The sequence below is a fragment of the Erysipelothrix sp. HDW6C genome (assembly GCF_011299615.1).
Lineage (GTDB): Bacteria > Bacillota_I > Bacilli_A > Erysipelotrichales > Erysipelotrichaceae > Erysipelothrix.
The window spans coordinates 1,998,230-2,023,104 of the sequence record NZ_CP049861.1 but is presented as its reverse complement, the minus strand read 5'-3'; the positions used below and the strand labels follow the sequence as shown (position 1 = coordinate 2,023,104).

The window sequence follows — 24,875 nt, the reverse complement described above, 5'->3', positions numbered from 1 at the left end:
AATGTTGGATTTTATAATTGATGTAAGTGTACAAGGACTCCTCTACGGCATTATGTCGATGGGGGTCATGTTGTCCTATAAAGTATTGGATATTCCTGATTTGAGCGTTGATGGAACATTCCCATTGGGTGTTGCTGTGAGTGCGATATTAATTGTAGATGGTGTCAACCCATGGTTGGCGTTGTTGGTTTCCCTACTTGCAGGATTTCTTGCAGGCGTTGTTACGGGATTCTTCCATGTAAAACTTGGCATTACGGCTCTGTTGAGTGGAATTTTGGTAATGACTGGCTTGTACTCAATCAACCTTATGGTTGCGGGTGGAAAGTCAAACATTCCATTATTCAAATACGAAAACATATTCTCAACCACATGGTTAGAGAATATGGGTGCCCCCGCATTTCTAATCGATAATTACCAAATCATTATTATGGTGATTTTGGTCCTCGTTGTTAAACTCGCAATCGATAGCTTATTAAAAACACGCGTCGGTTACTTGTTGAAAGTTACAGGAGACAATCCAAATCTTGTGACAACATTCGGTCACAGTGTGGGGTTGGTAAAAATTCTAGGATTAGCGCTTGCGAATGCAATTGTTGCCTTTAGTGGTGGTGTTGCTGCATCGGTAGGACGCTACTTTGATATCTCCCTTGGAACCGGAATGGTTGTCTTGGGATTATCATCAGTCATCTTAGGAACAACACTCTTTGGAAAACTGAAGTTAAAACAAACGACAATGGTAATTCTTGGAGCGATTGTTTACCGATTCATTATTGCTTTAGCACTGAAATTCAATATGGATCCACAGTTCTTGAAACTGGCAACGGTTGTCATCTTTGTGGGGGCAATCTTAATCAATAAGTTACTTGGGAAAGGAGCATCTGTCTGATGATTCAATTCGAAAATATACATAAAAAATTCAATAAGAATTCGTTGGCGGAGACAACTCTTTACGATAGTTTGAGTTTGGATGTCGAGGATGGTGAGTTTATTACTATTATAGGATCAAATGGTAGTGGTAAATCGACATTGCTCAATATGTTGTGTGGGCAAGTCAAACCCGATGCAGGCGCAATCGGATTCAAGGGAAATAACCTTCTGAAGATTAAGGATTTCCGACGGTTCAAAACAATATCACGAGTATACCAAGATCCGGTTGCAGGAACATCCCCATCACTCACGGTTCTTGAAAATTTATCGATGGCTGTCAACAAAGGAAAACTCTTTAATCTTGGAAAAGCGGTGCGCCATGATAAGGATGCTTTCTTCAAAGAGCAACTTGCTACCTTAGATTTAGGACTCGAAGACAAACTACACGTTCAAGTAGGTCAACTATCGGGTGGACAACGCCAAGCACTTTCACTTTTGATGGCGCTCATGAACAACCCAGAAGTACTGCTTTTGGATGAACACACAGCTGCTTTAGATCCAAAAAGCTCTGAAGCGATTATGAAACTCACAGATAAAATGATTAAAGAGAGAAACATTACATCAATTATGGTTACACATAATCTCCAACACGCTCTTGATTATGGTGATCGCCTTATTATGTTCCATCGTGGCGAAATTATTTACGATGTTAAAGGGGAAGCGAAAGACAAATTACAACGCAGCGATTTGATTCGTCTTTTCTTAGAGCATGAAGATACATTTGCAGATACCATTTAATGGTCAAACTGTTGTCTTTCACGACAACAGTTTTTTTATCATTCCGACTCCTATATATAAGGAATAAAAACTAGGGGTTTTGGAACATCGAAAACTATTTTATTTTTTATCCAAATAAAACCGAAATAGTGTTGACACACCCTAGGTCGAATGGTATTATGTACAAGCGTTCAAGGGAACTTGGCGCGAAATGGTCTTTGAAAACTAAACAGGAAACGTCAATTTCAAAAGAAATAAACGAAACAAAAAACAAACTCGTCAGCGAGTTTAAAAACAAAGAGAAAGAATCAAATGGAGAGTTTGATCCTGGCTCAGGATGAACGCTGGCGGCGTGCCTAATACATGCAAGTCGAACGAAGAGACTTGAGAAGCTTGCTTCTTAATGATCTTAGTGGCGAACGGGTGAGTAATACATAAGCAACCTGCCTCAATGCCTGGGATAACTGATGGAAACGTCAGCTAATACCGGATAGGTTAACTTAAGGAATCTTGAGTTAATTAAAGATGGAATACATCACAATGAGATGGGCTTATGGCGCATTAGTTAGTTGGTGGGGTAACGGCCTACCAAGACGATGATGCGTAGCCGACCTGAGAGGGTGACCGGCCACACTGGGACTGAGACACGGCCCAGACTCCTACGGGAGGCAGCAGTAGGGAATTTTCGGCAATGGGGGAAACCCTGACCGAGCAACGCCGCGTGAGTGAAGAAGGCCTTCGGGTTGTAAAGCTCTGTTGTAAGGGAAGAACAAGTATGAGAGGGAATGCTCGTACTATGACGGTACCTTACCAGAAAGCCACGGCTAACTACGTGCCAGCAGCCGCGGTAATACGTAGGTGGCAAGCGTTATCCGGAATTATTGGGCGTAAAGGGAGCGCAGGCGGTTTATTAAGTTTATGGTGAAAGTTCGGGGCTCAACCCCGTGACGCCATAGAAACTGGTAGACTTGAGTGCAGGAGAGGTAAGTGGAATTCCATGTGTAGCGGTAAAATGCGTAGATATATGGAGGAACACCAGTGGCGAAGGCGGCTTACTGGCCTGTAACTGACGCTGAGGCTCGAAAGCGTGGGGAGCAAATAGGATTAGATACCCTAGTAGTCCACGCCGTAAACGATGGATACTAAGTGTTGGAGAAATTCAGTGCTGTAGTTAACGCAATAAGTATCCCGCCTGGGGAGTATGCGCGCAAGCGTAAAACTCAAAGGAATTGACGGGGGCCCGCACAAGCGGTGGAGTATGTGGTTTAATTCGAAGCAACGCGAAGAACCTTACCAGGTCTTGACATACCGCGCAAAAGCATAGAGATATGTAATAGTTATGGCGGATACAGGTGGTGCATGGTTGTCGTCAGCTCGTGTCGTGAGATGTTGGGTTAAGTCCCGCAACGAGCGCAACCCTTGTCTTCAGTTACCAGCATTAAGTTGGGGACTCTGGAGAGACTGCCGGTGATAAACCGGAGGAAGGTGGGGATGACGTCAAATCATCATGCCCCTTATGATCTGGGCTACACACGTACTACAATGGCGTATACAGAGGGCAGCAAGACAGTGATGTTGAGCGAATCTCAGAAAGTACGTCTCAGTTCGGATTGGAGTCTGCAACTCGACTCCATGAAGTCGGAATCGCTAGTAATCGCGAATCAGAATGTCGCGGTGAATACGTTCTCGGGCCTTGTACACACCGCCCGTCAAACCATGAGAGTTGGTAATACCCGAAGCCGGTGGTCTAACCATGTAAATGGAGGAAGCCGTCGAAGGTAGGACCGATGATTGGGGTTAAGTCGTAACAAGGTATCCCTACCGGAAGGTGGGGATGGATCACCTCCTTTCTAAGGAGAATAACTTAGTAAGAAGTGGAATTGACAAGGGTTTCCTGTTTAGTTTTGAGAGTCCGTTTGAAAGAGCGAAATCTCAGGTAAGAAGCAATGATGATCTTTGAAAACTGAATAACAGAAAAGAATAGATAGAGATACAGACATTAAAAAGTTATCAACAGAAATCTTTTCGAATAGTTGTAACAAAACTAGATTTACATCAAGTTAAACAAAAACAGTAATCAAATAAGCGAACACACGTTTATCGAAGCGATAGACAAAAAAAGAACTGATTGAAATATATCAGGCGCGAAATTACATGTGATTAAATATGTAAGGGCGTACGGTGGATGCCTAGGCACTAAGAGCTGATGAAGGACGCGACTAACAGCGAAATGCTCCGGGGAGAGGTACGTACTCAACGATCCGGAGGTCTCCGAATGGGGGAACCCAGTACTGGTAATGCAGTATTACTCATAGGTGAATACATAGCCTATGGAGAAGCAACCCTGCGAATTGAAACATCTTAGTAGCAGGAGGAAAAGAAAACAACAGTGATTCCCTGAGTAGTGGCGAGCGAAACGGGAAGAGCCCAAACCTTCTTCGAGAAGGGGTAGTAGGACCACAATGTGGGATTCATTAAAGCTAGTCGAATGGCATTGAAAGGCCAGTCAAAGAAGGTGCAAACCCTGTAGACGAAAGCGGCGATGACCCTAGTGGAATCCTGAGTACGGCGAGGCACGTGAAACCTTGTCGGAATCAACCGGGACCACCCGGTAAGGCTAAATACTCCTTAGTGACCGATAGTGAACCAGTACCGTGAGGGAAAGGTGAAAAGAACCGCGGAAGCGGAGTGAAATAGATCCTGAAACCGTATGCTTACAAGAAGTCAGAGCCCGTTAAAGGGTGATGGCGTGCCTTTTGTAGAATGAACCGGCGAGTTACTCATAATGTGCAAGGTTAAGCTGGAAAGAGCGGAGCCGAAGCGAAAGCGAGTCTTAATAGGGCGCGAAGTACATTGTGGTAGACCCGAAACAGAGTGATCTAGCCATGGTCAGGTTGAAGTTTGGGTGAAACCAAATGGAGGACCGAACCGACTAACGTTGAAAAGTTAGCGGATGAACTGTGGCTAGGGGTGAAATACCAATCGAACTCTGATATAGCTGGTTCTCCCCGAAATAGCTTTAGGGCTAGCGTCGTTGGAAGGCCGTTGGAGGTAGAGCACTGAATGTATGATGGCCCCATCTCGGGGTACTGAATATAATCAAACTCCGAATGCCAACGGATATGTAGACGGCAGTCAGACTATGGGTGATAAGGTCCGTAGTCAAAAGGGAAACAGCCCAGATCGCCAGTTAAGGTCCCAAAATTCATGCTAAGTGGAAAAGGATGTGGGGATGCACAGACAACTAGGAGGTTGGCTTAGAAGCAGCCACCCTTGAAAGAGTGCGTAACAGCTCACTAGTCGAGTGACCCTGCGCCGAAAATGTACCGGGGCTAAGTATGATACCGAAACTGCGAATTTAAAATTTATTTTAAGTGGTAGGGGAGCGTTCTATACTGCGTTGAAGCTGTACCGTAAGGAGCAGTGGAGTGTATAGAAGTGAGAATGCCGGTGTGAGTAGCGAAAGGTCAGTGAGAATCTGACCCACCGATTGCCTAAGGATTCCAGGGGAAGGCTCGTCCTCCCTGGGTAAGTCGGGACCTAAGATGAGGCTGAAAAGCGTAGTCGATGGACAACAGGTTGATATTCCTGTACCCGATCCATAAGTGAAGGAATGACAGAGAAGGCTAGGTTAAGCCGGCGAATGGAAGAGCCGGTTTAAGCGAAGGAGCCGTAGGATAGGCAAATCCGTCCTATAAAGCAAAGGCGTTATGAGGAGTGAACCCGTGAGGAAGTAGCGAAGTAACCGATGCCAGCTCTCAAGAAAAGTTTCTAGCGTTAATTATGGATTGGCCCGTACCAAAACCGACACAGGTAGGCAAGGAGAGAATCCTGAGGTGAGCGAGAGAACTGTTGCCAAGGAACTCGGCAAAATGACCCCGTAACTTCGGGAGAAGGGGTGCTCTTGTAAAAGAGAGCCGCAGTGAAGAGGCCCAAGCGACTGTTTAACTAAAACACAGCTCTCTGCAAAGTCGCAAGACGAAGTATAGGGGGTGACGCCTGCCCGGTGCTGGAAGGTTAAGGGGATGTGTTAGTTCTTCGGAACGAAGCATTGAACTGAAGCCCCAGTGAACGGCGGCCGTAACTATAACGGTCCTAAGGTAGCGAAATTCCTTGTCGGGTAAGTTCCGACCCGCACGAAAGGCGTAACGATTTGGGCGCTGTCTCGGCAGCAGACTCGGTGAAATCTTAGTACCGGTAAAGATGCCGGTTACCCGCAACTAGACGGAAAGACCCCATGGAGCTTTACTGTAGCTTGGTATTGAACTTTGAATTTACATGTACAGGATAGGTGGGAGACACTGAAGCATGGACGCTAGTCTATGTGGAGTCGCCATTGGGATACCACTCTTGTAAGTTTGAAGTTCTAACCGCGACCCGTGATCCGGGTCCGGGAGAGTGCCAGGTGGGCAGTTTGACTGGGGCGGTCGCCTCCTAAAGAGTAACGGAGGCGCCCAAAGGTACCCTCAGATTGGTTGGAAATCAATCGACGAGCGTAAAGGCAGAAGGGTGCTTGACTGCGAGACCTACAAGTCGAGCAGGGACGAAAGTCGGGCTTAGTGATCCGGCGGTACCACGTGGAAGGGCCGTCGCTTAACGGATAAAAGCTACCCTGGGGATAACAGGCTGATCTCGCCCAAGAGTTCACATCGACGGCGAGGTTTGGCACCTCGATGTCGGCTCATCGCATCCTGGAGCTGAATTAGGTTCCAAGGGTTGGGCTGTCCGCCCATTAAAGCGGTACGCGAGCTGGGTTCAGAACGTCGTGAGACAGTTCGGTCCCTATCTGTTGTGGGCGTAGGAAATTTGAGGAGCGCTGTCCCTAGTACGAGAGGACCGGGATGGACATACCGCTGGTGTACCAGTTGTTCTGCCAAGAGCATCGCTGGGTAGCTAAGTATGGACTGGATAAGCGCTGAAAGCATCTAAGCACGAAGCCAACTCCAAGATGAGATTTCCCATACGCAAGTAGTAAGACCCCTGAGAGACGATCAGGTTGATAGGTCAGAGGTGGAAGCATAGTGATATGTGTAGCTGACTGATACTAATAGGTCGAGGTTTTAATCACAATTGATACGACTATTTGAAAAGATTCCAAAGTTTATGAATTCTGTTATTCAGTTTTGAGAGATTCTCTCAATGATCTGGTGATATCAGCGAAGTGGTCACACCTGTTCCCATCCCGAACACAGAAGTTAAGCACTTTAGCGGCGACAATATCTAGCCCTGCGCTAGTGAAGATAGCTCATTGCCGGGTAATTCGACATCCTTTATCAGGATGTCGTTTTTTTTGTGCTATAATTAAAAATATGGCAGCGAAAAATTTACGTTTCCTTAACAATTCGCCTATATATTAATGCTATAATGAAATGTTGGTAGTAGACAATTAAGTCTGAACACCAATTGTGCACAACTGCACAAGAATTATTCGTAATATTAACTAAAATTTACACATTTTACCGCACAGATTGGTATAATGGTACATGTGCTATTGAATTGTGAGATAATCTTGAAATTATCGATAATTCAGTAAATATTAGGGAAATCAAAGATAGTGGTTTTCAATAGGAGGAAATTGGATGATTGAAGTCAAGGACTTGAGGAAAGTGTTTGATAATGGATTTGAAGCACTAAAAAAAGTTAACTTCACAATTGAGAATGGGGATCTCGTTTGTTTGCTCGGACCTTCAGGATGTGGTAAAACAACAATTTTAAATTTAATTGCTGGATTACTTGATCCTACAGAAGGAAATATTATAAATGATGGTGTCACAATGGTGGATAAACATCCTAAAGACCGTGATATTGGATTCGTATTCCAAAATTACGCGCTTTATCCTCACATGACTGTATTGGAAAACGTTATGTTTCCATTGCGTGTTGGTGAAAAGAAAATTCCTAAAGAAGAAGCAGAAAAGATTGCTCGCAAATTTATGGAACTCACAAGCATCGAAGAACTCGAAAATAAAAAACCAGGAACAATGTCGGGTGGACAACAACAACGTGTAGCAATTACACGTGCATTAGTTCAAAACCCAAATATTTTATTACTCGATGAGCCACTCAGTAATCTTGATGCACGCTTGCGTCTTAAGATTCGTGAAGAGATTCGTCGTTTGGTTAAAGAAGTTGGGATTACGACCATCTTTGTTACCCATGATCAAGAAGAAGCTTTATCGATAAGTGATAAAATTGTACTTATGGATGAAGGTGTTATTCAACAACATGATGATCCACAAAATCTCTACTTAGAACCTAAGAACCTCTTTGTTGCGAAATTTATTGGAAATCCTGTTATTAACATTCTTCCAATCGAAGTCAGCAATGGAAAAATTATTTCCGATGCGTTTTCATTTGATGTCAAAAACCTTGTTGATACACGTTTCAAAGAAACACTAACTGAAGGCAAATACCTTTTGGGTGTGCGTCCAGAAGATGTACTCGTATCAAAAGACAGCACAACATTTACTGCAAATGTTGAATCTGTTGAGTTGATTGGTCGTGAGCGTATTCTTAACTTTGCAATTGGTGCAACCAATTCAAAATCAATTGTAAGTATTGATGAAGAAGTCTACGAAGGCGATACAATTTCTTGTGATTTTAATTATCCACGTGTCTTTATCTTTAAAGAGACCGGCGAAAGAGTATACTAATGAAACCGTTTAGAAAGTACAGTGCAGAGAATCAACCCAAAGCGTGGTTTTTCTTATTACCTGCGTTAGGACTGATTACACTCTTTAACGTATACCCACTTTTAAAATCAGTGTGGATGTCCTTTCAAAAAGGAAGTTTATTAAATCCCAAGTTTGCTGGAATCAGTAACTATGTTTCAGTTATTAATGATCCAACATTCCATACGGCCATGAAGAATACTGCAATTTATGCATTCTTTGTTGTGCCAATTTGCCTTGTTATTTCACTCTTAATTGCATGGCTTATTTTTGAAAAAATTAAACATAAAAACTTCTTTGAAACAATCTTCTTTATTCCATATGTCACCAGTACAATTGCAATTGGGATTGTCTTCAAATATCTCTTAAACGGAAGCTACGGAATTGTGAACCACATCTTAGGATGGGTTGGCGTAGCCCCTATAAATTGGCTCGATAATGTGTCAATGTCTGTACCAACCCTCATTATTTTTGGGATTTGGTCAGGACTTGCATTCAACATTATTATCTTGCTTGCTGGATTTAGAAATATCAGTGAAGAATACTATAAAGTTGCAGATATGTTTGGTGCAAGTAGCTGGGAAAAATTCTATCGTATTACGATTCCCCAATTGCTCCCAACTGTAACATTCCTATTAACGGTTAACTTTATTGGTGCATTTAAAGTCTATACTCAGGTCTACGCACTCTTTGGTGGTAGTGCTGGTATTGCGAACAGTGCACAAACTGCCGTATTCTATATCTATGATAAATTCCATATTGCCGGGCGTCCGGGAATGGCGATGGCCGCAACGGTTATCTTATTTGGACTGATTTTACTCTTTACCGTCATCCAAAACAAAATTGTGAAGAAGGTTGAGGGATAAACATGAAAAAATTCGTTCAAGTTACGTCGTTAATCTTTATACTTATTATGGCAATGATTACATTGTTCCCATTTATTTATATGGTGCTTGCAAGTTTTATGACATATCAAGAAGCAACAAGTATGCCGCCAACATTGATTCCATCAATGCCGCAGTTTATCAACTTCAAAAGTGTGTTTGAACATGCCCCATTTGTTCGATATTTTGCCAATACTGTATTTGTTTCACTATCAACAACTGCAGGAATTCTTGTGACTTCGGTGCTTGCAGCATTTGCACTCGTCAAACTTGAGTTCAAATATAAGAATGTCGTTCTCTTGGTGATGATCTCATTATTGATGGTTCCATATGAGTCTATTGTATTTACAAACTACCAAACGATTGCACAAATGGGCTTACTCAATACCTACTGGGCATTGATTATTCCATCATTGGCATCGGTATTCTATATTTATTATTTGGTTGGATACTTTAAGGGTATTCCGAGTTCATACTACAAGGCAGCTAAAATTGATGGTTGCAAAGATTATGAATTCATTTGGAAGATTCTTATTCCATTATCAAAACCAGCACTTGTAACCGTTGGTATTCTAAGCTTTATTTCTGGTTGGAACTCGTTCCTATGGCCATTGCTTGTAACCAACGATACGAATATGCGTTTGCTGAACAATGGGCTTTCAGCATTTACAACTGAAAGTGGTTCGGATGTCCATTTACAAATGGCAGCTGCCACGCTAACAATTATTCCAGTCTTGATCATTTACTTTATTTTTAGAAAAGAAATAATTAGAGGGGTCGCAAAGAATGGAATTAAAGGATAGAAAAACTAAAATTACATTTCACAGTGGTGTCTTAACAATCGGTGGTACTGTTATCGAAGTTTCATATGGTTTGGATCGTATTTTCTTTGATTTTGGTACCGAATTTAAACCTGAGTTGAATCTCAGCAACGAGACACTCCAAGAGTTATTGGATAACCGTCTGATTCCTGAATTGGATCATGTTTATGACCCTCGTTTGGGATACAAAGAAAAGGGTGAGAACACGCACTCGAATACAGCCGTGTTTCTAAGTCACTGTCACTTGGATCACACGCGTATGGTGAACTACCTTGATCCAGCAATTCCAATGTATGCCCTCAAAGAAACCAAGGTGCTACTTGAAAGTTTGAATGCAAACAACGATTTCATTCTTCCCCTTCAAGATACTGCTAACGGATTTACCCGGGAAATTATTGGATTGGATAATGAAGCCGTTGTTCGTGTTGGAGACATCAGTGTTGAAGTCCAACGCGTCGATCATGATGCTTATGGTGCATGTGGCCTTATTATTAATACACCTGATATGAAGATTGCCTACACTGGTGATTTACGATTGCATGGCTTTGACCGAGAAGACTCGTTAAAGTACTGCGAAAAAGCTAAGGGATGTGATGCGCTCATTATTGAGGGTGTTTCTATCAGCTTTGACGATGAGCGTCACGTGAATCGCATTAACAGTGAACAAGAGTTACTTGATAAGATACTTTCCATTATAGAAAACAATTCAAACAAGCAAGTGACGTTTAATACGTATCCTGCCAACGTCAAGCGTTTGGCAAAACTTGTTGAGTTGAGCCCAAGACCAGTTGTCTTAGAAGGCGCATATGCCAATATTCTAAAACAATGTTTAGATATAAACACGCGTTATTATCAAGACGATGATAATGACTATGGTCTCGATGAATCGTTACGCGTTGCATACAAGGATCTTTTAGAAGATGAAGGTCACTATGTATGGCAGGTCGTGGATAATCACAAGAAACTTAAAGGAGGTGGTGTCTATATCCACAGTGATGCAACACCGTTAGGTGAATTCGATCCCGCATACCAACCATTCTTAGATGCGTTGGCAGCCAACAATATAGTTTTTGAAAGAGTAGCATGTTCTGGACATGCGTTCCCAGAAGACTTAGAGGAAATTGTTGATCGTATTGCACCGAAGTTATTATTACCAATTCATAGTTTGCACCCAGAAAGACTGGAAAACAAACATGGATTGCGTCATTTGCCTATTCGAGGAGAAACTATTTGAAGGAGACATACATGAAAAATATCAAAAAATTTCTAGTAGTATTATTAGCTGTATTAGTGTTAGTAGGTTGTTCAAGTGGCTCGGGTGATAAAGGTAACGCAGATATCGTTACTGATGTGCCTGAGGGAACAGAAATTACTTTCTGGCACGGAATGAATGGAGGTCAAGAAGAAGCATTAACAAAAATTACTGCTGACTTCATGGCTGCAAACCCTAATATTAAAGTAGTCTTACAAAACCAATCAAGCTACAAAGATTTGCAAGCAAAAATCAACTCAACAATGACTTCACCAGCAAACTTACCAACAATCACACAAGCATATTCAAACTGGTTGTACAATGTTGCTGAAGAAGATATCTTAGTTGATCTTACTCCATACATCAATCACAAAGAAATTGGTATTGAAAACTTAGATGATATTGTTCCTGCATTATTAGATGGTGCAAAAATCAATGGTACACAATTCGGTTTACCATTCAACAAATCAACAGAAGTTCTTTACTATAACCCAGATATGTTAGCAGAGTATGGTGTTGAAGTTCCTACAACAATGGAAGAATTTGCAACAGCATCAAAAACTATCTATGAAAAATCCGGTGGTAAAGTAGTCGGTGGTGGATTTGATTCACTCAACAACTACTATGCAATTGGTATGGCAAATAAAGGTGTTGAATTTAACAAGGATTTAGATGTTACAAGCAAAGAAAGTCTTGAAGTTGTTAAATACTACCAAGACGGTGTTAAAGAAGGTTACTTCCGAATTGCTGGTTCAGACAAATACTTATCAGGACCATTTGGAAACGAATTAATCGCAATGAACATTGGATCAATGGCTGGAGAATCAAACGTTCGTAAAGCTACTGAAGGAAAATTCGAGTACGGAGTTGCATTACGTCCATCCGAAAAGAACATCCAACAAGGTACTGATGTATTTATGTTTAACAATGCTACACCAGAACAAAAAACTGCAGCATTCAAATACATGGCTTACTTAGTATCAGAAGAAGCACAACTATACTGGTCAACATCAACAGGATACATGCCTGCACGTACATCAGTTATTAACAGTGAAGCTTACAAGGGTTCAAAATCAAAAATTGCAGCACTTATTGGTGATGCAAGTAAGAACTTATTCGCAATTCCAGTAGTTGAAAACTCAGACCCAGTTTACAACTTATCACGTGAGATGATGGAATTAATTCTATCAGATCCAAGTAAAGATGCTGAAGCAGTCCTAAAAGACTACCAAGCGAAATTTACTGCAACTTGGAATCAATAAAAATATGAAAAGCCTTTATCGAAAGATAAAGGCTTTTTTATCACAATTCCTAACATGATTTTCACCAATATCGCGATAAGTGAGCCTATAATGAAGGTAAGTCAAAACGAAACTGGTCATCAGTGGATACCTTGGGATAGAGGAGGACACAAACATGTGTACAGGCATTAATTTTTTATCGCAAAACAATCATAATTATTGGGCACGAACGCAAGAATATGCGATTGACATGCCGATTGAAGGTATTTCGGTTCCAAAGGAAACGGAAATTACATTGAATTCAACTGTGTTCACAAGTAAGTATGCAATGGGAGGCATCAACTTGGATGCAAGCAGTGCAAACTTGAGCATGATCCTTATGTTAGAAGGGATAAATGAAGGGGGTCTTACGGGTGGGTCTTTCTACTTTGGTGATGGGTGTAACCACTACGATACACTAGCAAATATTACTGCATCCGGAAGACGTCCACTATGTGGAGAAGAATTTGTGACATGGGCTTTGGCGAACTATGCATCGGTTGAAGATATAAAAGAGCACGCCAATCGTGATGTCGCAATTTCTACGGAGAAAAATGCACTGGGTGAATCAATGCCACAACATTATATGTTTACCGATCGTACGGGTGCATCCATTGTTGTGGAACCATCAAAAGTTGGGGAACTCATTATACACGATAACCCAATCGGTGTAATGACCAATTCACCAGAGTTTCCATGGCATCTTAAGAATCTTCAAAATTACACAGGCATGACGCCTTTTGCACACGATGCAAAGGATTGCAACGGTTATCATATTTATGCACCGGGGGGTAATGGTTTCTTTGGTGTTCCCGGTGATTCGACACCGCAGTCTCGGTTTGTACGGATTGCGATGAACAAAATGAACATGGAAATTCCTAGCGATGCGGATGCAATTCCCAGCGCATTTCATATTCTGAATAGTTTCGATATTACCCGGGGAACGGTTCGTAAGCCCAATGACCTTGTCCAATATACTCAGTATACGTCAGCATATGACTTAGAAAATGGTGGTATTTACATATCAACCTACCGATGTCGCGCCATTCAGTGTTTTAAGTTCAAGAAAGATATTACTGCAGTACAACGAATTCACATTAATCAAGAAGAACACTATATTGGTTTGGACTAATCAGCTTTTTGCTGATTTTTCTTTGTTAAAGTTTTATATATGACGGAAATTGTCGTATACTATTGGTATACTCTTATCAAGAGGTGATCAACATGACACAAGGATACAATGTACAAGATTTAATTACAACAATGAAGGGGAACGATGTTGCATCGTTCATCCACAATCAAAACTTACGATTCAGCGAGCGCTTTGGTTTAAACTACAGCGACGATGTTTCGGTAACACTGACATTTGAATCGGATCGTGATGCGATTGATTTTTACAATGAAGTACGATTCAATGAGGACTATGCTCAAGAGTATACAGTCAAGACATCACCATTTCACAGTAAAGACCTTCTCTTGTCGGGAGCACAAACATTGTACGATTATTTTGGAAGTCGCGAACCAAACTTACTGACGGTAAGTCGTGACTTAAATATTAACTTTGCCATTGAATTCGTCCAAGACTATTCTGGAACCACATTTACAGGTGCGGTACGCCGTGGAGAGCTTCTCAGCCGCCAATGCATCATTGAAGTGAGTGATATTCTTCCTGAGCTATCGTTGGGTGGATTGCGCCAGATTGGTCGCAATCAAAGAGAATTTGATGATTTGTTGACACGTTGTTATATTGTTAAAGGAGCAACAATTCTATGAGCAAACTAAGCAATGCTTTGACGATGTTGGACATTCTATCGGCTCGATCGGTTGTCAGTCTTCCCGAACTTGCCGAGACACTCGAATTAAGCCATCGTGGCGTACAAAGATTGAAAGATGACCTTGAGGTTGCTGGATACAATATTGAGACGGTCATGGGTCCTGGCGGCGGTTATAAGCTATCTAACAATACACAAGTTCATCCGCTTGCCTTCTCGCTACAAGAGCGTAAAACCTTGAAGCAAGCATTGTCGATTTTAATTCAACAAAAGAACCCCTCTTTCGGAGGGGATTTTGTGCGTACAGTGTCGAAACTTTCAAATCAATTGGACTATAATGACATTTCAAATGCACTTGCATTTCAATCTGTGAAATTGAACGTCAACCTGAAACGTTATCAAGAACACTTGGAAATATTTGATCGCGCAATCGCAACACATAACAGACTGCATATTCTTTATGACAAGAACCACCGTCAACAAAATTCTTATGTCTTTGAACCTTATGAATTGGTCATTGTCAATCAATTTTGGTACTTGCTAGGGTATGATGAGAAAGGCCGTTACTTGAGTTTGAAAGTTAACCGAGTTGCGTCTGCAGAAATATTACCAGAAACGTTTCGATTTGACGAAGAAACATCACATCGCGGAACACTGTCAGATTTCGGCTATAAAATTAAACCCGTTGTAGCACAGTTGGAAATTCAAAACATGGATTATATCAGTGAATATATCTGGGGAAAAGACCAAGAAATCACCTGGCTTAGTGATCATCGTTTTCTCTTGAAAGTGGAATTTCCCAATGAGGCAGCAGTTGAAGATTTTATCCTAAAGGGCGGATCACGAATCAAAGTAATTGAGCCGTCATCACTTCGCGAGTGGGTCCGCAGTGAAGCACTCAAAACTGTTGCACAATATGACTAAAAGAGTCTTGCAATTTTGTGTCTCTGCGACTACACTAATATTACGTAGAAATTAAAGTTGGTGATCACATGAGATTTAGCTACAGTGAAATATTAAGTTTCGTTTCCAAGAAAGAGGTCTATGACATGATTGTTGTTGAGGGTGTTGTTGGTGTTGGTAAGAGTTCGTTAATGCGAATTCTTGGTAAAGAAGGTTATGAAGAATTCGAAGAGCCGGTTGTTGATAATCCAGTTTTGGATAAATTCTACTATGATCGTGCGCGTTATGCGTTTCCGTTACAAGTATTCTTTTTAAACAAACGGTTTGAACATATCAAACAGGCAAAAGATGTGTCACGCGCCGTTATGGATCGCAGCATTTATGGAGATGCAATCTTTGCCCGCATGTTAAATTTGAGTGGCGAAATGAGCAATGAAGAATTTGCAATCTATACAGAGTTACTGCAAAATATGTTGGAACATGTCCATGTTCCAAAACTGATGATTTATTTAGAAATCAGTGTTGATGAGGCAATGCGACGTATTGAAAAACGGGGTCGTGATTATGAATTAATTGTTGAGCGCGAGTACTGGCAAAAGCTGAATGACGAGTACCGTGAGTATTTTGACAACTATACGTTGTCACCAATTCTCAAAATTAATGTTGACAATCTTGACTTCGAAAACAATGAAGAAGATCGTCGTGTCATCTTAAAGCAAATTCATGAAAAACTTGATGAATTAAAGTAGAGGTAAACAATGAAGTGGTTGGATACAGCGAAAGCGTATAAAAAACACGATCCCGCAGTAAGAAGCGTTTTTGAGGTCTTACTGCTCTACCCAGGTTATCATGCGATGGGTTTTTACAGAATTGCACATTTTCTCTTTAAATGTCATCTGTATTTCCTTTCGCGTTTGATATCGCAGTTAGGTCGTTTTTTTACGCAAATCGAAATACATCCGGGTGCAGTTATCGGCGAACGTTTTATCATTGACCATGGAAGTGGAGTTGTAATTGGGGAGACTTCCATTGTTGGTGATGATTGCTTAATTCATCACGGTGTCACCTTGGGTGGGAAGTCTCGAGAAGTCGGCAAGCGCCACCCAACGTTAGGAAACAAAGTTCACATTGGAGCACACGCACAAATCATCGGTGATATTCATATTGGTGATGAGGCAGTTGTTGGCGCTGGCAGTGTTGTAACTAAAAATGTTGAACGCTGTGATATTGTTGCAGGTATTCCTGCTCGCACAATTCGTAACAAGTGTTCGGAAAGTGGAAAACTATAAGGCGAAAGCCTTATTTTTCTTTATTCACCGCTCTATCAAAATTACAACACAAAACAAACGCAATCAGTTGTTAGAATAGATAGAGGAGATGATGTTATGAAACCAATCGGACTCATTATACTATCATTAATCATTCTCACCGGCTGCGCAAAGCACACTGTTGAAGATTCAGAGCCAACACAAACACCATTACCACCTCCGACACCTGTTGAGAATACACCTGTTGTTGTAATTCCAAAGCTTTCTTTTGTTGAGGTGATAAATAACTATTATATTAATGTTGACGATACAACCCAGCTTGCCAGAGTGCGTTACGATAATCGTCGTTTTGGTGGCGTCTTTGAAATAGATGGTGTCTATAATGAGCGTGCCATACGTCTGACATTTGATCGCGATGGAAATATTCTTGCAAATAATCCCGATGAAGCTAGTATTAAGGTGTCGGAGTATACACTCTTCAACAATGATGATATTCGTGCGCTCAGCCCTATCGAAAACATCCTTGAAACAATAATGACTCCAGAGGATAGCCTTCAGGAAATCGACATCTATTGGATCGGTGAGCAACTCATTTACGATATCCAACTTTCGCACTCACACCAAATTTATGATGCCATTACCGGTACGCGCTTAAATCAAAACAAATAAAAGAGATGCCTCATAATGGCATCTCTTTTATTTGTTTTCTTAACGGTACATAATTTGTTTACGCTTTGGACCGTTTGAAACAATTGCAATTTTTGTCTCAATCAATGTCTCTAAACGTTCAATATAGCGACGGCAGTTTTCTGGTAAATCATCGTAATTAGTAATCTCAGTGATGTCGACATTCCATCCCGGCATTGTTTCAATCACGGGTTTTGCTGCTTCAAGCTCAGTAATGTTACCAAAGCGAGTGCTGATTTCTCCATTATAGTCATAAGCACTGACAATTTTGATTTCGTCCAAGTAGGAAAGAACATCAATGTTTGTCATGGCAACATGGGTTGCACCTTGAACTTGGCAACCATAGCGTGTTGCAACAGCGTCGAAATAACCAACTCGACGTGGTCGGCCCGTATTAACACCGTACTCACCAGCGTCGCCACCACGGCGTCGGAGTTCTTCTGCTTCGTCCCCAAATATTTCAGAAACAAATGCGCCTTCACCAACACAACTTGAGTAAGCTTTCGTTACAGCCCAGACTTCATCGATACTGTACGGCAAGCCTGCACCGATGGTGGCATAATGTGCAAGTGTTGACGAGGAAGTTGAATATGGATAAATACCAAAATCAGGATCACGAAGGGCACCAAGCTGTCCTTCAAGAAGAATTGTTTTCCCTGCTTTATAAGCGTCGTTGAGGTAAACAAATACATCTTGCACATAAGGTGTAATTAACGCACGGTATTCATTCAATTCTGCTAAGATAGCTTCTTTTGTGATTGGTTGTGCGTGGTAGAGGTTTACAAGCAAGGCATTCTTTATATCTAAAATGCGCTCAACCTTGCTTTCCAACCATTCTTGATTGTAAAGTTCAGCGACTTGGAAACCAATTTTCGCATATTTATCAGCATAGAATGGTGCAATGCCAGATTTGGTTGAACCAAACTTTGCATCAGCAAGACGTGCTTCTTCGAGTTCATCAAATTGCTTATGATAACTCATGACAATTTGCGCCCGATCACTCACGATTAATGTCGGCTCGACACCACGTTCTTTAAGTTCTTTGAGTTCTTTGATAAAAGCAGGAATGTTAAGGGCAACACCGTTACCGATGACATTAACAGTATGATCATAAAATACGCCTGATGGGAGCATTTTCAATGCGAACTTTCCTTGGTCATTAATAATTGTATGACCTGCGTTGTTACCACCTTGAAAACGTACGATTATATCCGATTCATGAGCGAAGACATCTGTTAGTTTTCCTTTGCCTTCATCGCCCCAGTTGGCGCCTACTATAGCTTTTATCATGTGTAGTCCTCCTAAAAAATAATAAAGGGACACAATTTAATTGTGTCCCGCTGTACACGATTTAGATTAACAAGGATGGCTTTCAATGTCAATTAAATCACGCTATCACGTGTATATTTTTTGTATGTTTCACTTTCACAGGGGAATACTTTACGAAATAGTTCATTATTGTGTCAACCATTTCTTCTTGAATATCTTGTACTGTAGGAGCTTGGGCAACCATTGTATAGTTTCCGCCGCCCATTGCACGGTAGTTATTGGTAACAAGATCAAACGTATCGTCATCGCAAACTTCGACGCCGTTTCGAGTTAGCGAAACAAGGCGCTGTCCACGAGGGTTTGAAATCTTTAATGTATATTCCACACCATCCAACATATCATAATTGTAATGTTGTGGTTTGGGACTTACAAACTCTGGTGAAGGTACGATTTGATCACCATCCAACGTGAAATAGTGCGCTGAAAATTCAATCATTTCTCGTAATGCTTTTCCTGTCATCCGCTTTACAACAAGGGTATTTGGGTAAAGGTAGGTGCTGACAAGTTCTCGCATCGATATGGATTGGTTGAATCCAGTAGCACCATTAAATAAGGCAACTGATGAAATATCTGCACCACTGCGTTCTAATTGCACTTGGTTTAAGAATGATACAATTGGATGTTTGTGAATCCGTGCGTCAAGTTCGTCATCAATAAGAATTGGACCATCTTGTAGGGATCCAACGGGTTGATCCAACCAGGTTTGAACCGCTTCTTGGACTTCAGCAAGGGGTTCAAGTAAGGTTTCATCAACTGGATATTCTGAAGTTTTGTGCAGTTGTGCGCTTTTTTTACCCGTTTCCAAGTCCAAATCGATGGTTATAAATTCTTGCCCCTTAAATGTATTTTGTGTCACAAGAACACCATTTACAGTTTCGACAAATGATCGGTGTTGATGTCCGGTAATTAAGATATCAAGCCCATCAATTGCTGTCATTTCATACCCCTGATTCTCACCAGTTAAACGTTCGGTTGGTTCACCAGTTAATGGATCGCGTTCAAGTCCGCCATGATACATTCCAATGACATAGTCCACTTGATCCTTGACACGTTCGACCTCTGCCTTCATTTGATCGTATGCTTGAACAAAGTCAATATTTTCAAGATGTGCAGGTCTTTCCCAATTGGGAATATAATGTGTGACAACGCCGATGAATGCTATTTTCTTATCACCATAAGCCATGATTTGTGTCGCACCAGGAATGCGTTTGTTGATGGTAAGGTTTGATGTAAGCAAGGTCGCGTTATTCTCACGAATAAATTTCTCAAGCACTTCTTGACCATAGTTAAAGTCGTGATTTCCAAGATTAATAAAATCATAGTCGAGACGATTAAAAACATGCGCCATGGGATTGACGATTGTGTCAGTATGCTGATGTGCATATGTCAGTAAAGGCGTTCCTTGGAAGGCATCGCCATTATCAACAAGAATGAGGTTGTTATCTTTCTTTAATGTTTTGATTGCCGTAGCAATTCGTGCCAAACCAAAGGACTCAACATTGTTTCGTGCTGTGTAGTTGGTTGGAAAGATGTTTCCGTGAACATCTGTTGTTGCAAGTATTTTAACTTTCATATTTATCACCAGAGTTATTATACCAAAGAACACCGCGGACAGGTATGGTTTGCGCTGCATGAATTTGTCCACAAATTCGCAAATACCCATCGAAAAGATGCAAAAGCGCCATAAATAGCGTGAATTGTGTAGGAAAGCGCTCTGAATTATGCTAAAATTTAAAGCATACAGAAAGGAGAAACTATGAATAAATCAGATAAAGTCTTCATCGGTCTTGTGTTCGTCTTATCCGTTGCGTTGTTCTTTTCAACGGGTAAACTTGTCGAAACAGTCAATGCCGATTTAACCCAGGCAGTTGTAACATACAAAGATAAAGAAGTGTTAAGAATCGATATGAACAAGGATGAATTCTACACCGTAAGCGGTGAGTTAGGCGATGTCGTGATTGAAGTCAAAGACGGCAGGATACGTGTGGCCGACGAAATTTCTCCTTTAAATTATTGTTCACTTCAAGGATGGGTAGATAAAACAAACGTCCCGATTGTTTGCCTTCCCAATAAAATCCTGATCGTTGTCGAAGCCAATAATGCCGCAACTGAAGAAGATATTATTATCCGATGACAATTAGAAATAAAACGCAACGTATGACAATTCTTACCATGCTCATTGGTATGGCTCTTGTAGTTAATTTATTGGAACCTGTCTTTGTAATTGGTCTACCCGGTGTGAAATTAGGATTAGCAAATGTTTTGGGACTTTTTGCACTGTATTTTTTTGGCGTCAAAGAAATGTACATCGTTAACATAATGCGTGTTTTAATCGCATCACTTTTAAGGGGAACATTTTTAGTCGGTACTGGTTTTTGGTTAGCGCTTATCGGTGCACTCATCAGCAGTACGGCAGTTGTAATTCTACATAAACTAACAAAAATGTCGGAAATCGGTATTTCGACAGCATCAGCAACGTTTCATAATATAGGACAAATCATTGTGATTGTTTTTATTACGGGCATGCCGCTGATGATTACGTGGCTTCCAGTCATGTTATTTACAGGCATTCCTACCGGAATCTTAACGGGATATCTTGTACAAGCTATAAACAAACGATTTAAAATATAATTAACTAACAGTATAGGGGTAACTATGAATCAAATAAAATTTATCACGCGATATACGCAGGGTTTTAAGCGCAACCTTATTTACATGGTTGTGGCAACACTTGTGTATGTTACTGTAGTTTTAGTGAATCCACTTTTATTACAGTTCACCATTGATAATGTTATCAATGGCGACCCTATCACACAGCCTATGTGGCGTGCGTTCGCGGCGTTCGCTGGCGGTGTTGATTTTGTCAAAAATAACCTTTGGGTCATCGCGATAGTGATTGTGGGACTCAACTTTGTAAGTGGACTGGCACTTTTTATAAGGGGTCAATCCATTGGCTCTTTTGCCGAGACATTTACAGAGCGATTACGCAATCATCTGTATGATCACTTGCAAACATTACCTTACGCATATCACGTACGTGCAAAAACAGGCGATCTTATCCAACGCTGTACTTCAGATGTGGATACAATCAATCGTTTCTTATCCAATCAAATCCGTGAATTTGTGTATGCCATCTTAATGGTTGCTATTTCATTAACGGTAATGTTTAACATCAATGTAAAAATGACATTCATTTCAATGATTGTCTTTCCATTCATTTTCTTATTTGGATACTTGTTCTTTAAAAAGATGCAAGAAGTCTTCCGTGAAAGTGATGAAGCAGAAGCAGCATTATCAGAAGTATTCCAAGAATCCTTGGATGCTGTTCGTGTTGTGAAGGCATTCAATCGTGAACGATTTGAACTTGAAAAGTTCACAAAGAAAAATAAAATCTATAAAGACAAAACAAACCATCTTATTTGGCTTCTGGGTGTTTATTGGGGGACTTCAGACTTACTGTGTTTCCTGCAAATCCTAGCTGTCCTTATCGCAAGTATCTTTGAAGTTCGAAGTGGTGCGATGAGTGTGGGGAGTGCGGTTGTCTTTGTATCGTATATCAGTACCGTACTTTGGCCAATTCGAAATGTTGGACGTATTCTATCTGATATGGGAAAAGTCACGGTCGCGATTGACCGGCTTAATGAAATCTTAGATGTAAAGGAAGAAGATTTGGATCGTGGAGAAACACCGAAAATCGGTGGTGCTATTGAATTCAAAAATGTTACCTTTATTTATGATGATGGAACCGATAAAGTTCTTGATGGTGTTTCCTTTAGTGTCAACCCTGGTGAAACGGTCGCAATTATGGGGCCAACGGGGAGTGGGAAATCCAGTTTGGTCCATCTTTTAACACGAATTTATGATGTGACGGAGGGAGAGATTCTCTTCGATGGACACAATATTAATACCATTGCTCCACGCCATGTTCGACAAAATGTGGGTATCGTGTTGCAAGAACCGTATTTATTCTCAAAATCGATTTATGAAAATATAAAACTGGCGACTCCGCATGCAGGAGAACGCGAAGTTTACGATGCTGCGCGTGTTGCATCCATTCACGATGTTATTTCCAATTTTGACCAAGGTTATGAAACCTTAGTTGGAGAAAAAGGGGTAACACTCAGTGGGGGACAAAAGCAACGTGTTGCGATTGCACGAACTGTTATTAACAAACAACCGATTGTTGTTTTCGATGATTCCTTATCAGCACTTGATTCGGAAACCGATGCAACAATCCGAAATGAGTTGCGAACCTCAAACAGTGATGCGACAACCTTGATTATTACCCATCGTGTGAACTCAGCACAGAATGCTGACAAAATCGTGGTCATCAATGAAGGTAAAGTTGCACAAATCGGTACACACAGTCAATTGCTTCAAGAAGAAGGATTGTATCGTACGATTGCAAGCATCCAAAACAATCAGTTTGGAGGTGACCAATAATGAATCCAGAATTTGAAGAAGAAATTTTTGCTTCTGAGTCGCTTGATACAGGTTTGTGGAAACGCATCCTTGGACTTCTTGCGACAAGTAAGAAACGCATGATCTTGGCCATGGTTATTATTTTGGGTGAGACATGTATTGGCGTTACCTTGCCACTTCTCAATCGTCATGCGATTGATGTGTTTTATACGGGAGTGGGAACAACGCAAGATATTATTCGGTTTGCACTAATGTATGCTGGTTTGGTTGCACTCCAGGCTTACTTAATCTATCAATTTATTTATCAAAGTGGCTTAATTGAAATGGATGTGAGTTACAACACCCGTCAAAATGCCATGAAGAAACTCCAAAACCTATCGTTCTCTTACTATGATAAGACGCCGTCAGGATGGATTATGGCGCGTGTCACAAGTGATATCGCCAGACTCTCTGAAATCCTGTCGTGGAGCTTCATTGACCTGTTGTGGGGGATTTTCATGATGGTCATGCTGACTGCGGTTATGTTTGTAACCAATTGGCAATTAGCACTGGTTGTTGTAATTGTGGTTCCATTTGTTTATCTTGTCAGCGGATGGTTCCAAAAACGCATCTTACGAAACTATCGTAAGACACGGGCTGTGAACTCTCGAATTACAAGTGGATTCAGTGAAGGAATCTCAGGTGCAAAGACGACAAAAACAATGGCCTTAGAATCCATGCATTTTAGCGAATTTTCAAGTCTTACTGCTGAGATGAAATCACGATCCCTTCGTGCCATTATTTTAAGTTCCTTATATGTTCCAATTGTCATCCTCTTATCATCCCTTGGGAATGCGGGTGTAATTTGGTTGGGTGGTAATCTTGTGATGCAATCACTCATTCAAATTGGAACCTTGATTATGTTTACGCAGTATGCCGGTCAATTCTTTGAACCGTTGCGTAATATTTCGGGAATCCTTGCATCTCTACAAATGGCGCAAGCATCAGCGGAGCGCGTCCTATCCTTGTTGCATACAGAATCAGATCTCACTGATTCACCAGAAGTCATTGCGAAATATGGAACCATTCTTGAACCCAATGAAGCGGTTTATGAAGACATTGTTGGCGATATTGAGTTTAAAAATGTCGATTTCCATTACAATCCTGAAGAACCAATTCTTAAGAACTTTAACCTTACGGTGAAACCACGTCAACGCATTGCGTTGGTTGGGGAAACCGGTTCTGGTAAGAGTACCATTGTGAATCTTATATGCCGTTTCTATGAGCCGAAATCGGGGGGCATATTGATTGATGGTGTCGATTATCGCGAGCGCTCGATTGGGTGGTTACACTCACACCTTGGATATGTGCTCCAAGCACCACACCTTTTTTCCGGAACCGTAAAAGAAAACATTCGATATGGCCGCCTGGATGCAACGGACGCGGAAATTGTGGAAGCAGCAAAACTTGTTGATGCCCACGACTTCATCCTGCAACTTGAAGCAGGCTATGATACAGATGTTGGAGAAGGCGGCGGACGCTTGTCGACAGGACAAAAACAACTTGTCTCATTTGCGCGTGCCTTGCTTGCTAATCCTTCGATATTTGTCCTTGATGAAGCAACATCTTCAATTGATACGGAAACAGAAGCAGTCATTCAACATGCTGTGGATACTGTATTGAAAGAGAAGACAAGCTTTATCATTGCCCACAGACTTTCAACAATCGTCAATGCCGATCGCATTCTTGTCATCCGTAAAGGTGAAATAATTGAAGACGGAACGCATGCTGAATTGTTAGAAAAATCCGGGTATTATCACAAACTTTATACAAATCAGTTTAATGAAACGATGCAAGACAAAATGATGTCTGAATTATAAGTGCCTACGGGCACTTTTTCTATCATAAGAAGTGCCAATCAGAAAATGATGTGATATGATATACCATGAATTAATAAATAGAC

At 41.2% G+C, this 24,875-nt stretch carries 19 protein-coding genes and 3 rRNA genes; 20 read left to right on the top strand and 2 right to left on the bottom strand.

Annotated elements, in window-relative coordinates:
* Position 1 precedes the first annotated feature (1 nt).
* The 16 genes from G7062_RS09610 to G7062_RS09535 all read left to right on the top strand — a co-directional run bounded on the left by G7062_RS09610 (position 2) and on the right by G7062_RS09535 (position 17,164).
* The gene (locus G7062_RS09610) at positions 2-886 is read left to right on the top strand and encodes an ABC transporter permease (protein ID WP_166065706.1); all 885 of its coding nucleotides are present in this window, start codon (positions 2-4) and stop codon (positions 884-886) included.
* Complete coding sequence (locus tag G7062_RS09605; protein ID WP_166065705.1) at positions 886-1,665, top strand: ABC transporter ATP-binding protein; 780 nt, start codon at positions 886-888, stop codon at positions 1,663-1,665. The genes G7062_RS09610 and G7062_RS09605 overlap by 1 nt, the downstream gene beginning before the upstream one ends.
* A 288-nt stretch (positions 1,666-1,953) precedes the next feature.
* A 16S ribosomal RNA gene (locus tag G7062_RS09600) occupies positions 1,954-3,494 on the top strand.
* A gap of 308 nt (positions 3,495-3,802) precedes the next feature.
* Positions 3,803-6,712, top strand: a 23S ribosomal RNA gene (locus tag G7062_RS09595).
* A gap of 75 nt (positions 6,713-6,787) precedes the next feature.
* A 5S ribosomal RNA gene (gene rrf, locus G7062_RS09590) occupies positions 6,788-6,901 on the top strand.
* Together the 16S, 23S and 5S rRNA genes form the textbook arrangement of a ribosomal RNA operon.
* Positions 6,902-7,223: 322 nt before the next feature.
* Positions 7,224-8,297, top strand: coding sequence for an ABC transporter ATP-binding protein (locus G7062_RS09585; protein ID WP_166065704.1), 1,074 nt, complete (start codon positions 7,224-7,226; stop codon positions 8,295-8,297).
* Entirely contained in the window at positions 8,297-9,181 is an 885-nt protein-coding gene (locus tag G7062_RS09580) for a carbohydrate ABC transporter permease (protein ID WP_166065703.1), read from the top strand. Before G7062_RS09585 ends, G7062_RS09580 begins: the two co-directional genes overlap by 1 nt.
* 2 nt (positions 9,182-9,183) lie before the next feature.
* Positions 9,184-10,002 (top strand): carbohydrate ABC transporter permease, encoded by an 819-nt coding sequence (locus G7062_RS09575; RefSeq protein WP_166065702.1) that lies wholly within the window; start codon positions 9,184-9,186, stop codon positions 10,000-10,002.
* Positions 9,986-11,254 carry an MBL fold metallo-hydrolase gene (locus tag G7062_RS09570; RefSeq protein ID WP_166065701.1) on the top strand — a complete coding sequence of 423 codons (1,269 nt, stop codon included), beginning with the start codon at positions 9,986-9,988 and terminating at the stop codon, positions 11,252-11,254. Before G7062_RS09575 ends, G7062_RS09570 begins: the two co-directional genes overlap by 17 nt.
* A gap of 11 nt (positions 11,255-11,265) precedes the next feature.
* Positions 11,266-12,534 carry an extracellular solute-binding protein gene (locus G7062_RS09565; protein ID WP_166065700.1) on the top strand — a complete coding sequence of 423 codons (1,269 nt, stop codon included), beginning with the start codon at positions 11,266-11,268 and terminating at the stop codon, positions 12,532-12,534.
* Between the two features lie 154 nt (positions 12,535-12,688).
* Positions 12,689-13,684 (top strand): linear amide C-N hydrolase, encoded by a 996-nt coding sequence (locus tag G7062_RS09560; RefSeq protein ID WP_166065699.1) that lies wholly within the window; start codon positions 12,689-12,691, stop codon positions 13,682-13,684.
* Positions 13,685-13,776: 92 nt separating this feature from the next.
* Complete coding sequence (locus tag G7062_RS09555) at positions 13,777-14,325, top strand: hypothetical protein (RefSeq protein ID WP_166065698.1); 549 nt, start codon at positions 13,777-13,779, stop codon at positions 14,323-14,325.
* Positions 14,322-15,248, top strand: a complete 927-nt coding sequence (locus tag G7062_RS09550) for a YafY family protein (protein WP_166065697.1) — start codon at positions 14,322-14,324, stop codon at positions 15,246-15,248. Before G7062_RS09555 ends, G7062_RS09550 begins: the two co-directional genes overlap by 4 nt.
* Positions 15,249-15,316: 68 nt before the next feature.
* Positions 15,317-15,976 (top strand): deoxynucleoside kinase, encoded by a 660-nt coding sequence (locus tag G7062_RS09545; protein WP_166065696.1) that lies wholly within the window; start codon positions 15,317-15,319, stop codon positions 15,974-15,976.
* 9 nt (positions 15,977-15,985) lie between these two features.
* Positions 15,986-16,516, top strand: coding sequence for a serine O-acetyltransferase (cysE, locus tag G7062_RS09540; RefSeq protein ID WP_166065695.1), 531 nt, complete (start codon positions 15,986-15,988; stop codon positions 16,514-16,516).
* Between the two features lie 96 nt (positions 16,517-16,612).
* Positions 16,613-17,164 carry a hypothetical protein gene (locus tag G7062_RS09535; protein WP_166065694.1) on the top strand — a complete coding sequence of 184 codons (552 nt, stop codon included), beginning with the start codon at positions 16,613-16,615 and terminating at the stop codon, positions 17,162-17,164.
* 39 nt (positions 17,165-17,203) lie between these two features.
* On the opposite strand, the gene G7062_RS09530 is transcribed toward G7062_RS09535, so the two are convergent.
* Together G7062_RS09530 and G7062_RS09525 are read right to left on the bottom strand one after the other, a co-directional pair.
* Positions 17,204-18,472, bottom strand: coding sequence for an adenylosuccinate synthase (locus G7062_RS09530; RefSeq protein ID WP_166065693.1), 1,269 nt, complete (start codon positions 18,470-18,472; stop codon positions 17,204-17,206).
* A gap of 97 nt (positions 18,473-18,569) precedes the next feature.
* Positions 18,570-20,084 carry a bifunctional UDP-sugar hydrolase/5'-nucleotidase gene (locus tag G7062_RS09525; RefSeq protein ID WP_166065692.1) on the bottom strand — a complete coding sequence of 505 codons (1,515 nt, stop codon included), beginning with the start codon at positions 20,082-20,084 and terminating at the stop codon, positions 18,570-18,572.
* 183 nt (positions 20,085-20,267) lie between these two features.
* Here G7062_RS09525 and G7062_RS09520 point away from each other — a divergent pair, with 183 nt between their 5' ends.
* The 4 genes from G7062_RS09520 to G7062_RS09505 are packed head-to-tail and all read left to right on the top strand — an operon-like array spanning position 20,268 to position 24,792.
* Entirely contained in the window at positions 20,268-20,645 is a 378-nt protein-coding gene (locus G7062_RS09520; protein ID WP_166065691.1) for a NusG domain II-containing protein, read from the top strand.
* Entirely contained in the window at positions 20,642-21,142 is a 501-nt protein-coding gene (locus G7062_RS09515; protein ID WP_240915949.1) for a Gx transporter family protein, read from the top strand. Before G7062_RS09520 ends, G7062_RS09515 begins: the two co-directional genes overlap by 4 nt.
* A 24-nt stretch (positions 21,143-21,166) precedes the next feature.
* Positions 21,167-22,954, top strand: a complete 1,788-nt coding sequence (locus tag G7062_RS09510) for an ABC transporter ATP-binding protein (protein WP_166065690.1) — start codon at positions 21,167-21,169, stop codon at positions 22,952-22,954.
* A complete protein-coding gene (locus tag G7062_RS09505) occupies positions 22,954-24,792 on the top strand; it encodes an ABC transporter ATP-binding protein (RefSeq protein WP_166065689.1) in 1,839 nt (612 codons plus the stop codon). The genes G7062_RS09510 and G7062_RS09505 overlap by 1 nt, the downstream gene beginning before the upstream one ends.
* Positions 24,793-24,875 lie beyond the last annotated feature (83 nt).

What these genes read in the sequence shown, in the direction of transcription:
- G7062_RS09570 (WP_166065701.1), top strand. Translation starts at nt 9,986, where the DNA reads ATGGAATTAAAGGATAGAAAAACTAAAATTACATTTCACAGTGGTGTC.
- G7062_RS09610 (WP_166065706.1), top strand. Translation starts at nt 2, where the DNA reads ATGTTGGATTTTATAATTGATGTAAGTGTACAAGGACTCCTCTACGGC.
- G7062_RS09560 (WP_166065699.1), top strand. Translation starts at nt 12,689, where the DNA reads ATGTGTACAGGCATTAATTTTTTATCGCAAAACAATCATAATTATTGG.
- G7062_RS09535 (WP_166065694.1), top strand. Translation starts at nt 16,613, where the DNA reads ATGAAACCAATCGGACTCATTATACTATCATTAATCATTCTCACCGGC.
- G7062_RS09605 (WP_166065705.1), top strand. Translation starts at nt 886, where the DNA reads ATGATTCAATTCGAAAATATACATAAAAAATTCAATAAGAATTCGTTG.
- G7062_RS09580 (WP_166065703.1), top strand. Translation starts at nt 8,297, where the DNA reads ATGAAACCGTTTAGAAAGTACAGTGCAGAGAATCAACCCAAAGCGTGG.
- G7062_RS09530 (WP_166065693.1), bottom strand. Translation starts at nt 18,472, where the DNA reads ATGATAAAAGCTATAGTAGGCGCCAACTGGGGCGATGAAGGCAAAGGA.
- G7062_RS09565 (WP_166065700.1), top strand. Translation starts at nt 11,266, where the DNA reads ATGAAAAATATCAAAAAATTTCTAGTAGTATTATTAGCTGTATTAGTG.
- G7062_RS09525 (WP_166065692.1), bottom strand. Translation starts at nt 20,084, where the DNA reads ATGAAAGTTAAAATACTTGCAACAACAGATGTTCACGGAAACATCTTT.
- G7062_RS09550 (WP_166065697.1), top strand. Translation starts at nt 14,322, where the DNA reads ATGAGCAAACTAAGCAATGCTTTGACGATGTTGGACATTCTATCGGCT.
- G7062_RS09545 (WP_166065696.1), top strand. Translation starts at nt 15,317, where the DNA reads ATGAGATTTAGCTACAGTGAAATATTAAGTTTCGTTTCCAAGAAAGAG.
- G7062_RS09520 (WP_166065691.1), top strand. Translation starts at nt 20,268, where the DNA reads ATGAATAAATCAGATAAAGTCTTCATCGGTCTTGTGTTCGTCTTATCC.
- cysE (WP_166065695.1), top strand. Translation starts at nt 15,986, where the DNA reads ATGAAGTGGTTGGATACAGCGAAAGCGTATAAAAAACACGATCCCGCA.
- G7062_RS09510 (WP_166065690.1), top strand. Translation starts at nt 21,167, where the DNA reads ATGAATCAAATAAAATTTATCACGCGATATACGCAGGGTTTTAAGCGC.
- G7062_RS09575 (WP_166065702.1), top strand. Translation starts at nt 9,184, where the DNA reads ATGAAAAAATTCGTTCAAGTTACGTCGTTAATCTTTATACTTATTATG.
- G7062_RS09515 (WP_240915949.1), top strand. Translation starts at nt 20,642, where the DNA reads ATGACAATTAGAAATAAAACGCAACGTATGACAATTCTTACCATGCTC.
- G7062_RS09555 (WP_166065698.1), top strand. Translation starts at nt 13,777, where the DNA reads ATGACACAAGGATACAATGTACAAGATTTAATTACAACAATGAAGGGG.
- G7062_RS09585 (WP_166065704.1), top strand. Translation starts at nt 7,224, where the DNA reads ATGATTGAAGTCAAGGACTTGAGGAAAGTGTTTGATAATGGATTTGAA.
- G7062_RS09505 (WP_166065689.1), top strand. Translation starts at nt 22,954, where the DNA reads ATGAATCCAGAATTTGAAGAAGAAATTTTTGCTTCTGAGTCGCTTGAT.